The 9,565-nt window shown below is 42.6% G+C and carries 12 protein-coding genes; 3 read left to right on the top strand and 9 right to left on the bottom strand.

All coding sequences use genetic code 11. From position 1 onward, the window contains the following. Positions 1-167: 167 nt before the first annotated feature. Genes ACWPOD_RS22800 through ACWPOD_RS22785 form a run of 4 tightly spaced genes read right to left on the bottom strand, consistent with a single transcriptional unit; the run spans position 168 to position 2,711 of the window. Positions 168-722, bottom strand: a complete 555-nt coding sequence (locus tag ACWPOD_RS22800; RefSeq protein ID WP_456232266.1) for a hypothetical protein — start codon at positions 720-722, stop codon at positions 168-170. Further along, on the bottom strand, positions 719-1,705 hold the full coding sequence (locus tag ACWPOD_RS22795; protein ID WP_318095605.1) for a relaxase/mobilization nuclease domain-containing protein: 987 nt from the start codon (positions 1,703-1,705) through the stop codon (positions 719-721). Before ACWPOD_RS22795 ends, ACWPOD_RS22800 begins: the two co-directional genes overlap by 4 nt. Next, complete coding sequence (locus tag ACWPOD_RS22790; protein WP_318095604.1) at positions 1,698-2,216, bottom strand: plasmid mobilization protein; 519 nt, start codon at positions 2,214-2,216, stop codon at positions 1,698-1,700. Before ACWPOD_RS22790 ends, ACWPOD_RS22795 begins: the two co-directional genes overlap by 8 nt. A gap of 3 nt (positions 2,217-2,219) precedes the next feature. After that, a complete protein-coding gene (locus ACWPOD_RS22785; RefSeq protein WP_069547454.1) occupies positions 2,220-2,711 on the bottom strand; it encodes a hypothetical protein in 492 nt (163 codons plus the stop codon). 370 nt (positions 2,712-3,081) lie between these two features. Here ACWPOD_RS22785 and ACWPOD_RS22780 point away from each other — a divergent pair, with 370 nt between their 5' ends. Then, positions 3,082-3,705, top strand: a complete 624-nt coding sequence (locus tag ACWPOD_RS22780; protein ID WP_456232265.1) for a SprT-like domain-containing protein — start codon at positions 3,082-3,084, stop codon at positions 3,703-3,705. Positions 3,706-3,788: 83 nt separating this feature from the next. On the opposite strand, the gene ACWPOD_RS22775 is transcribed toward ACWPOD_RS22780, so the two are convergent. From ACWPOD_RS22775 to ACWPOD_RS22755, 5 genes are all read right to left on the bottom strand, one after another. Then, on the bottom strand, positions 3,789-4,079 hold the full coding sequence (locus ACWPOD_RS22775) for a hypothetical protein (RefSeq protein WP_301949738.1): 291 nt from the start codon (positions 4,077-4,079) through the stop codon (positions 3,789-3,791). 54 nt (positions 4,080-4,133) lie between these two features. Then, positions 4,134-5,279, bottom strand: a complete 1,146-nt coding sequence (locus ACWPOD_RS22770) for a ParB/RepB/Spo0J family partition protein (RefSeq protein WP_456232264.1) — start codon at positions 5,277-5,279, stop codon at positions 4,134-4,136. Then, the gene (locus ACWPOD_RS22765; RefSeq protein ID WP_140344399.1) at positions 5,279-6,034 is read right to left on the bottom strand and encodes a ParA family protein; all 756 of its coding nucleotides are present in this window, start codon (positions 6,032-6,034) and stop codon (positions 5,279-5,281) included. The genes ACWPOD_RS22770 and ACWPOD_RS22765 overlap by 1 nt, the downstream gene beginning before the upstream one ends. A gap of 87 nt (positions 6,035-6,121) precedes the next feature. Beyond that, positions 6,122-6,391, bottom strand: coding sequence for a hypothetical protein (locus ACWPOD_RS22760; RefSeq protein WP_140344400.1), 270 nt, complete (start codon positions 6,389-6,391; stop codon positions 6,122-6,124). Positions 6,392-6,505: 114 nt separating this feature from the next. Next, positions 6,506-7,432, bottom strand: coding sequence for a DNA-binding protein (locus ACWPOD_RS22755; protein ID WP_456232263.1), 927 nt, complete (start codon positions 7,430-7,432; stop codon positions 6,506-6,508). Between the two features lie 679 nt (positions 7,433-8,111). On the opposite strand from ACWPOD_RS22755, the gene ACWPOD_RS22750 reads away from it, so the two are divergent. Further along, complete coding sequence (locus ACWPOD_RS22750) at positions 8,112-8,876, top strand: replication initiation protein (protein WP_140344402.1); 765 nt, start codon at positions 8,112-8,114, stop codon at positions 8,874-8,876. Between the two features lie 158 nt (positions 8,877-9,034). Continuing rightward, positions 9,035-9,328 (top strand): hypothetical protein, encoded by a 294-nt coding sequence (locus ACWPOD_RS22745; RefSeq protein ID WP_456232262.1) that lies wholly within the window; start codon positions 9,035-9,037, stop codon positions 9,326-9,328. The last annotated feature ends 237 nt before the right edge of the window (positions 9,329-9,565 follow it).

Raw genomic sequence — 9,565 nt, 5'->3', positions numbered from 1 at the left:
CAGTATTGGGTTCTTTTAGCCACGATAGTAACGCACTTCGGAAATAGAAAAGTTTCAAACTTTAATGTCCTCCGACAACTTATTGTATCAAACCACTGCAATAGTATCTAGTATATATATACATTAGCTACTATTGAGTTAAAAAACAAAGCCTACCCTGGTGCGATTTATAACGACGATTTGTATTTGATAGCTGATTGAGACAAAAGCTTAAATGCTTCCCCTTCACCACTTTGAAACACTTTCTCGCTTACCTCTAGCCTTATGTCTTTTGCCTTTAACAAGGTACTGGCCAACTCAACCTTAGCCAGCTCAAATTCTGGCGTTTGGGTGATCAGCGATAAACGGGCAATATCGACGGTCTTATCTGCGGCAGTTCTTGATTTAGTAGCGTAACGCTCTATGAGTATATTTCGATTAATAGCGCGGCCTAGCAGCTCTTTACTAACGTAAACAGCGAGTGTGGCGGTAAGGTCAAAACCCCCTTTTAGTTCATCCAGTAGACGCAACGCAATGCCAGCTCGTAGCCGTTTACCCGCCGCACTCAAAAGTTGATTTTTGTACCCATTGGCAGACGCTTTAACTTCATGAATTTCATCATCGCTCAAAGGAATGATTACAGAGTTACAACCAACACAACGCGCCCTGACAACTTCCGTATATTTAGCATGAGCTTCAAAGAGATCTGCCCGGTAATCTTCCAGGTTATATTGTTCGTTCATCGTTCATCCTGTTCATGGTCGCTTTGCTTGTGGTCGCGGCTCTGTGATTTATTTTTGATAGATTCAGCAACCTTTTGCTGTAGTTCGTGGCGCTCCGTCTTCATTGGTGGCATTTCACTAACAAAGGTCGCAATACTTTTCCCTAACTCTTGATCGTCTTGGCTTTCACTCTTACTTAACTCTTTTGCAGCCGTTAACCAGGCTTTGCGAATATGAGTTTGTCGAGACTGAATTTTATCTTCCCAAGGTCTAGGTTTAGTGGGTTCACCGTTTCGTTGATGGTTGAAATCTTCAATGATTTCTTTAATTTTTGCCTGGTCTACTTCCGGCGTAAAACCTCGTTCTCTGATGTGTTTAATTGCTTGACTAACACCCTTTTTAATCACACCTCGCGTGGCTCTCGATGTGGCCTCAGCTTCTACACCTCGGCGCTCTAATTGAGCTGCAAACTTTTCTCGCCAGGTTTGCGGGTCGCCTTTTTTTACATGCAATCGACGGCCATCATAACCTAAGTTTTTCACGGTCAAGTGAACATGTGGACTTTCCGTGTCGGTATGTAATGCGAACACATATTGATAGTTATCACTAAACTGTTCTTTCGCAAAAGCACGTGCAGCGTTCTTTACGTCTTTAGCTTCGGTTCCAGATGGCATTGATAAAACGATATTCGTTGTGTCTCGGCTATTCTTTCGCTTCTTGCCCTGGTCTTGTGACCAATCTTTAGCAAGCGCCCTAACCGCAGTTTTACCTTTTAACGTTTCTCCCCTTTCATCTTCAATTTCAATTTTTCCATTACGGCTGATGTAATCCAGGTGAGCTTTAACGTGATCAGCGCCTTTGGTATGGCCACTAATTTTAACCATCACTTCCGGCGCACCATTAGCAATTTTTTTTGCTCGTGCAAGATTACCTGTCTTGTTCGATTTGTTCTTTACATGGCCATCGAGCAAATCAGAAATTGTATCGTGAACTAGGCTACTCATCATTCCACCTATTCATGTTTTTGTTTATCAATGTGGCAACGCTATCTTTATGTTGTTCAATTCGAGCTGTGAGGGCTTCTACAGCTTCAAGCTTTAACCTATCCCCTTCTCTAAACTCGATGTTTAAAGTACGTGCTATTTGGTTTAGGTTTCGCCCTATCGCGGCCAGTTCTCGGTTTGACTCACGCAAGGCCGCAATTTCTGATTCAGATAAAACAGGCTCTTGATGTAACGCTCTCAAAACTACAGCCGTAGTCCACTTGGTGCGGTTGGGATACCCTTCTAGTTTTGCTTTCTTAGTAAGCTTTTTCTGATCAGAAGTTGATAACCTAATATTGACTTGATTTGTTTTTGGCTGCTTTTGAAAGTCGGTTTCACTTTCTAAAACACCAGGGGCAACCTTGCCGATCATCATCCGAATCATTTTAGATTCAGTCGTATCATTATCATCACAAAACTGTTTCCACGCGTTTTTTTCTTGTTCAGTAAGCTGCGCTTTCGTTTGAGCCATAAATTAGTAACCTCCACCATTTCGCAGATAAGAACCATGCAACGCATTGATGCGGTCTACTGCTTTATCACCGTTCTTAACAAGTGGTAATGAAATCTCATTACCTTTTGTAAATCGGTGATTGATTTTGATGGTGTATGCCTTGAACAGCCAATTGATAAATCCAGTTGTGAATTGGGCGTCGTCAATGTCTCTCCATCGAACACCACCCGCACCACGTGACCAGGGGAAAATTCCACTGTATACCCAAACCCCTTCGTCATTTGCGAAAAGGTATGTGCTTTTGAGTAGTGCCATTTTGTAAATCGTCAGCAACACAGCCAACGCCGAACCAACGTAAATGATTGCTTGGTGAAAGCCAGCAAGCAAAAAAGTGATGCCTAACAAGATAGGAAGAACTAATAAAGGGCGCAGATAAGCAACCCAAGATAGGCGAAATCGTGTAAAGGAAACACCACCAATGGCGCTTGTTTCTACTTGATTAGCTTCGATCATAAAACACTCCTTGTTGATAGTAGTTTGGGGGGCATGGGGGGAGTATATGGCATTTTGGTACTTTTTGCTAGCAAAATGCGAATCCTGCCCTAGCCTTAAACCCCCCAAATCTTTTCGTGCGTACGAAAATCGCTTTTTGGCCTCGCAGAGCTGCCGCGCCCCTGCGGGGCTTGCCTTTTTGATGTGGCTTAGTTGAATTGGATTGCACAATCCAAAAATATAAAATGATATAAAAACGATTGCACAACCAAAAGGTAGCGATCATAATTTGGATTGTACAAACCAAAAACACAAAAAGAAAAATAGGGACGCCAAATGAAGCCAACAGAAACCACCTACGACGAATTACAAATTGCATACGATTACTTCAATGAAAATCTATTTGATAGCCAATTGCCTGATCACCCTACAGCGCGAGAAAAAAACATACGGTTACTTCTCCCCTGAAAGGTTCGTTAGTCGTGATGGTGATAAGACTGATGAAATAGCGATGAACCCGGCTTACTTCGCGGTATGTCCACCGGAAGAAGTAATGCAAACTCTGGTGCATGAAATGACTCACTTATGGCAGTACCACTTTGGAAAGCCTGGACGCCGTGGATACCACAATAAAGAGTGGGCTAATAAGATGGAAAGCATCGGTTTGATGCCATCATCAACAGGTCAGCCAGGGGGAGATAAGACAGGCGACAAAATGGCCGACTACATTATCGAAGGCAGTGTTTTTGATGATCTTTGCCAATCCCTACTTACTGGCGACTTTCGTATATCATGGGCTGATAAGTTTCCAGACAGGGATAAACTTCAAGCTGCCATCGAGAACGGTACAGTTGGAGATATGACCGAAGGGCTAAGTGAAATGCTGATGGAAATGCCAGAACAAAAGCAAACTAGAGCAAAATTCACTTGTCCTGAGTGCGGCGTGAATGTGTGGGGTAAACCTTCACTAAACTTGATTTGCGGTGATTGTGATGTGACTTTTGAAGCGTGCTAATGGTTTGTACTAGCGCGCCCCTGCGGGTCTTACTGGCCAACGATTAGAGACAAATAGACTCGCTGCGCTTCGCTAATTGGTCTCTATTCGTCGGCTTCATTTTCTTCTTTTCCTTCCTCAGATTCCCTGATCGCTTTGGACAACTGCTGTGATGCTTCGGCTAACTCCCGGCGTGATGCAACCCAATACCTTAATGCTTTATCAGTCCTTAGTACGCCAGCATAGATTTCAACTGAGTCTAAACTTTGGCAAGCGTGAGAAATGGCAGATTGAAAGTCGGGGTGATGGCCGAGAGGGATAAAACGAATTGAGTTGTTCTTGTTCGTGATGTAACAGCCGCTATGACTCATCAATATTGCTGCATATTCGGTCATGACAAGTAACCCTATGACAGATAGAAATATCGCCCAACAAAGGGCGATACATGCTTACGCTTCGATAACAGCTACCAGTTTGACCTGGTTTAAATCCACTTCGATTTCCTCGCCATCATCATCATATTTAATCCATGCTAGACCGTATGCTGCGCGACGATTAGTAATCAATCGGGCTGCACGTTCATCATATTGAACTTGGATGATAGCTTTCTTGATCTTGTCAGTATCAGACTGTGCTAAAAGCGCATCGGCTTGACTGTCTAAGTTGGAGGTATCCGTGTCTTGCTGAAATTCAGAGGTATCATTAAAGCCTTGCTCCGCTTCGTCCCCTGTGCTGCTCTCAGAAGCATTAACGCCATCAAATGACAGTTGTTCTTCGTCATTTGTTGCACCTGGCTGTTCCTGCTCCGGCTTTTGTGGTTTCGGTGAGTCGTTCTTAGTTGGGGCTTTCAATGACTCTAGAAACTTTCTAACCTGGGAAGTGGTCAACTCTTGGCTATCCTCTGACGCTTGCAAGCAGTAAGCATCAATTTCATTAGGGTTCTTCTTGTAAGCACGATGCAGCAAAGCTAACGCTTGCATTGAACGACATAAGTTACTGTCATAAAGATCACGAATGCTGTCAGCCATATCAAAGAATATTTTATGGTCTGATACATAAGACGCTGGACGGCCAAGTGCCTTAGCAATTTCACCCGCTTTATGTTTGGCATCTAAGCGATTTTTGATGAACATCGCCACTTCGAGAGGACTAAGGTTTTCGCGTTGGTCATTAAGGACGAATTTATCAAAGTCGTCTAATTCATCCTTAATAATGTAAGGAGCTTGATCAAGTCCAGCCATACCCGCCGCCCTAAATCGACGGTTGCCACCCAAGATAATTAGATTGCCTGGAATGTCCGGGTGACGCTTACAAGATAAAGGTTCGAGAATACCGCGCCTTTCTCCGGTAGTTGGGTTGATCTGTTCCATTGAATCGGCCAACTCTTGAAGTTTATCAAGGTTAAATTCCTTTCTCGCATTGTCCGGGTCTTCATGGAAGTTTTCTAATGGCGCATAAGAAATGCTACCCGCTTCAACTTTAACTTCTGGTGTTTGGCTCTCTTGTTTTTTCGAGCTGCCACTCATTAGATCTGAAAGGTTGAAATCATCTAGCCCTGATAAATCAGCACCTTTCTTTTTAGTATCCGTAGTCATTATTCAACTCCTCCCATTTTTTCAAAGATAATGCGGAATGCTTCTTGAAACTCTTTACCAGCTTCACGAGCTGATGAACTTCCTTTTACTTCCCATACAGGAACGCCGTTTTTTAATGCCGCAGGGATTGACGTTCTGATGCCAATTCGCGCACGAATAAGCAAGTGAGAGTAGTTTTGAATAAGGCTTGTTAGTGTCTCTTTCTGATCGGCAGAGCGAGAGTTAAAGCGGTTTGGTAACATGCCTAAAAAGTTTAGGTCAGGGTTCCATTTCTCTTTAACGCCAAAAATGGTCTTTAACATTTTCGTGATACCGTCAATGCTGTATTCCTCTAGCTCGATTGGAGCTAACACGTGATCAGCAACTAATAGTGCGGCAGTCATGCGCAAACCTAAAGTTGGCGGGGTATCAATGACGCAATAATCAAAAGACTCACTTAGGTTGATTACGTTCTTTTTGAATTGCGCTAACACTTGAGGTTGAGCACGTTCAATATCAGCCATTGCTTCATCGGCTTCAATCAGTGTGATGCGCTCTTGCGGCTCAACACTAACTACTTCTTGATTGAATAATTGACTAGCGACTATCTCTGAAACAGAGTGAAAAACCTTTAGCGTTTTTGAAGCGTTGGCTTGAGGGTCAAGGTCAATAAAAAGCACTCGCTTACCTTGCTCCGACAAAAACATGGCCAGGTGTAGAGCGATTGTTGTTTTACCTGGGCCACCTTTTTGATTGGATACCGTGATGGTCTGCATGGTTCTAATCCTTCTTTGATTCAAATGTCTTCTATGTTGCCGCAATTATGGGCTTTTTCGTGCGCACGAAAAAGCCCGTATTACTAATTAAGCGACTTTATAACGCGCACCCAACGTGCGCTGTTCTACAAAAACAAGCTCTCCTGATGCAACCATTTCAGCCCAAGCTTCTTTCCAGCCTTCCAGGTTGTCACGTGTAGCCCATGTCATTACAGCAAAGTGCGTGAATGTTTCGCCTTTGAATTGCGTATTCAGAACAGACAGAAGCTGTTGCTTTGATGCGTTAAGAGGGGATTCGAGCTGATTAACATCACAGCGATTTTGACAAATTCCGGCATCACAATTTTTACAAGTCATGTTTTTTTCCTCAGTAGTCGAAGGGACAACTCGGCATTGAACTAAGTGGTGGTGCTCAATGCCTATACACATAATATAATACACTAGCGGTATTATATCAAGCTATTTTAGGAATTATTTTTCAGGCTTTCCTTTTGATTTCGTTTGATCTTTCAATGCTTTCAATTCACCTTCTAGCATGGCTCTTTGCTCTATAGCTGCGCTGAGTTTTTCCCCTTCAGAATCGAGTTTGCTTCTCACTTTGGCTAACTCTTGATTACTGGTATCAAGTCTTGCCTGGTATTCGTCAAGCTGCTTTTCATGGTGTTTACGGTCACTATCAGACTGGCTTCGTAACGCCTTAATTTCTGTCTGATATTCTTCTATTCGGTCAGCATTAGCCTTGTTCTCAGCTTGGCTAGTTGCAAGGTCTTCTGTTGTTTTTCCTAGCTTATTTTGGAGTTTATTATTCTGATTATTCGCTTCCATTAGTTCAGACTTTAATTCAGTAATGCGGGTTTCCTGGCCTATAATCTTACTCTCAGCACTTGCCAGTTTAGTTTCTCTATCATGGAGTTGATCAGATAGTTCTTGTAGTTGCTTTCGAGCCTGATCTAATTCGGATTTTGTTTGATTATGAGACTCTAACTCTTGAGATAGGGCGTTGGTTTTGGCTTCCAGTTCTACAGATTGAACCTCAAACGCTTGAGCCATTTCACTGCGTAGCTGTTCGGCTTCTGCTCTTTCATCATCCCAACCTTTCTGTGCCGCATGTAAGGCTTCGTTAGCAACTTCTTGAGCAATATTCCAGGCAGAAGCAATTGCCCCTTGAAATTCATCTTGAACGCGCTCAGGAACGGTGACAATAACAGGTGCAACTTGGCTTGTTTGTTGTTTTCTCCATTCTCTCATTACTGAACTAGTGGTGTTCATGTCTGCCTTAGCTGCTCTCCTAACTTGATCAACAGTAGGCATTTTTTCTCTGTTTGCTTCGTCGTAAAGCTCATTTGCTACTTGAAAGATACGATCTCTAATTTCGCTTGGGATACCTGGTTGCGTCATAAATTCACCTTTAATTTGCGCTCGAATAATAATAATAATAATAATAATAACATAATTATTATTCTCATGCTATTTTTTAAACAATTTGATTGTGGGTTGACCAATTCTATAAGTGACACTGTATTGATGAACCGTGTAAACAGCCTGGCTTTTGGTGTTTTCATAAAAAAAATAAAAAAACTTATTGATAGCGGAGCGTTACTTGAAGCGAGTAGGGAGGTGTTATGCTGGCTGTGGTAAAGCTATTGATGCGTCTCCTTGCATCAATAGCTTTTCCATCAGACAAGCATCAATGCTGAAATGCTTAGTTATTCACAATGGATCAGTTTGTTTTTAATAATAAAGTTTTTAAAGGTTTTTAAAGAGTTTTTAGATCTTTTTAGGGGCTTGTAACTCAATGTATTTGAAAGGTTTTTAGAGTTAAACAGCAACACTTTCTCCGGTAATAGCAACAGATCTTCCGTAAGATCCCGTTAAACAGCAACACTTTCTCCGGTAACAGCAACTTTTCCTCCGTACTAACAGCAACACTTTCTCCGCCAGTTCAACAACTTATCAACAGATAGTGTGGATAAGATTTGACCAACATCCCAAAAAACACAAATAGCAACTTTACTTTTTAATTTGTTGCTGTAATCATTCAAGGCACAAGAAAAATATTTGTTGGTTAGGTCTAATTATGAAAAAACTTAGTAAATTCAGGGAGCCAATCAATGTGTTTCCTGCTGCTCTTGGCGCTGCTGAACAAGATGTTTTTGCTCTCGTGTTGTGTGAAATATCAAAAGTTGTGGGCTTTAATAGCACCCAAACAAAGCAAAGCGATGATTTTGAAAAGAAACCGATACCTTATCAATTTGAGTTTTCAGAAGAAGAACTGACAACGTTGTTTCAATGCTCCGTTGATAATTTGCGCAAAACTCTAGAGCCAGCCGCTAGATCTCTGGTAAAGCGCGATGTTTCGTATTCATCAGATCAAGGCTTTGACGTTTTTTCTCCTATATCGCGGGTTCGCTATCACATGGGGCAACCGTTCTTTATAGAAATGTCTCCTAGTGTGGCTGAATTGCTTGCTGAAAATGTTGAAGCTGGTTTTTCAGAAATAGACTTTAAGTTGTTTGTTTCCCTTAGCGGTCGTTATGAGCGCCGATTACTAAAAGCGTTGTCTCAATGGAAACACAATCCTAGTAAAGAGATTAAGTTTAAGATCCAAGATTATAGGGATTACATAGGGCTTGAAGACGGTGAATATCAAAGGACTGAGGCGCTTGTCAGAAAGACCATTAAGAAGCCTATAGCGGATATTATCGAAAAATCAGAGGGTTGTTGGGTTCCTACTGATCCAGATAAAAAAGGGTTTGTGTTGACGCGAGAGGGAAAGGGAAGGGCATATACACACGTGATTTTCAAATTGCGGTACGATCCTAAAGCTGCTTTGTTACTTTAGTTGTTATGCTTCCGGTGATAATAGATCTAACAGCAACGTTTTCTCCGGGAGCAAACAGCAACACTTTCTCCGTAGTGTTGGAACCTGCCTAACAGCAACACTTTCTCCGTAGTGTTGGAACCCGGTTAACAGCAACACTTTCTCCGATACTTTCTCCGATGGCTGGAACCCGGTTAACAGCAACACTTTCTCCGATGGCTGGAACCTGCCTAACAGCAACACTTTCTCCGATGGCTAGAACCTGCCTAACAGCAACACTTTCTCCGATGGCTAGAACCTGCCTAACAGCAACACTTTCTCCGATGGCTAGAACTCGCCTAACAGCAACACTTTCTCCGATGGCTAGAATCTGCCTAACAGCAACACTTTCTCCGATGGCTAGAACCTGCCTAACAGCAACACTTTCTCCGTGGCCAGGATGCGTTAACAGCAACACTTTCTCCGATGGCTAGAACTCGCCTAACAGCAACACTTTCTCCGATGGCTAGAACCTGCCTAACAGCAACACTTTCTCCGATGGCTAGAACCTGCCTAACAGCAACGTTTTCTCCGTGGCCAGGATGCGTTAACAGCAACACTTTCTCCGTGGCCAGAATGCGTTAACAGCAACGTTTTCTCCGTGGCCAGAATGCGTTAACAGCAACGTTTTCTCCGTGGCCAGAATGCGTTAACAGCAACGTTTTCTCCGT

This window comes from Vibrio sp. JZG120, assembly GCF_053890955.1.
This window is presented reverse-complemented; position numbering and strand designations above follow the sequence as displayed.

Bases quoted from the DNA above. Each gene is read 5' to 3' on its own strand.
- ACWPOD_RS22760 (WP_140344400.1), bottom strand. From the start codon at position 6,391: ATGACTTGTAAAAATTGTGATGCCGGAATTTGTCAAAATCGCTGTGAT.
- ACWPOD_RS22755 (WP_456232263.1), bottom strand. From the start codon at position 7,432: ATGACGCAACCAGGTATCCCAAGCGAAATTAGAGATCGTATCTTTCAA.
- ACWPOD_RS22790 (WP_318095604.1), bottom strand. From the start codon at position 2,216: ATGGCTCAAACGAAAGCGCAGCTTACTGAACAAGAAAAAAACGCGTGG.
- ACWPOD_RS22785 (WP_069547454.1), bottom strand. From the start codon at position 2,711: ATGATCGAAGCTAATCAAGTAGAAACAAGCGCCATTGGTGGTGTTTCC.
- ACWPOD_RS22750 (WP_140344402.1), top strand. From the start codon at position 8,112: ATGAAAAAACTTAGTAAATTCAGGGAGCCAATCAATGTGTTTCCTGCT.
- ACWPOD_RS22795 (WP_318095605.1), bottom strand. From the start codon at position 1,705: ATGAGTAGCCTAGTTCACGATACAATTTCTGATTTGCTCGATGGCCAT.
- ACWPOD_RS22800 (WP_456232266.1), bottom strand. From the start codon at position 722: ATGAACGAACAATATAACCTGGAAGATTACCGGGCAGATCTCTTTGAA.
- ACWPOD_RS22780 (WP_456232265.1), top strand. From the start codon at position 3,082: ATGAAAATCTATTTGATAGCCAATTGCCTGATCACCCTACAGCGCGAG.
- ACWPOD_RS22745 (WP_456232262.1), top strand. From the start codon at position 9,035: ATGGCTGGAACCCGGTTAACAGCAACACTTTCTCCGATGGCTGGAACC.
- ACWPOD_RS22775 (WP_301949738.1), bottom strand. From the start codon at position 4,079: ATGACCGAATATGCAGCAATATTGATGAGTCATAGCGGCTGTTACATC.
- ACWPOD_RS22770 (WP_456232264.1), bottom strand. From the start codon at position 5,279: ATGACTACGGATACTAAAAAGAAAGGTGCTGATTTATCAGGGCTAGAT.
- ACWPOD_RS22765 (WP_140344399.1), bottom strand. From the start codon at position 6,034: ATGCAGACCATCACGGTATCCAATCAAAAAGGTGGCCCAGGTAAAACA.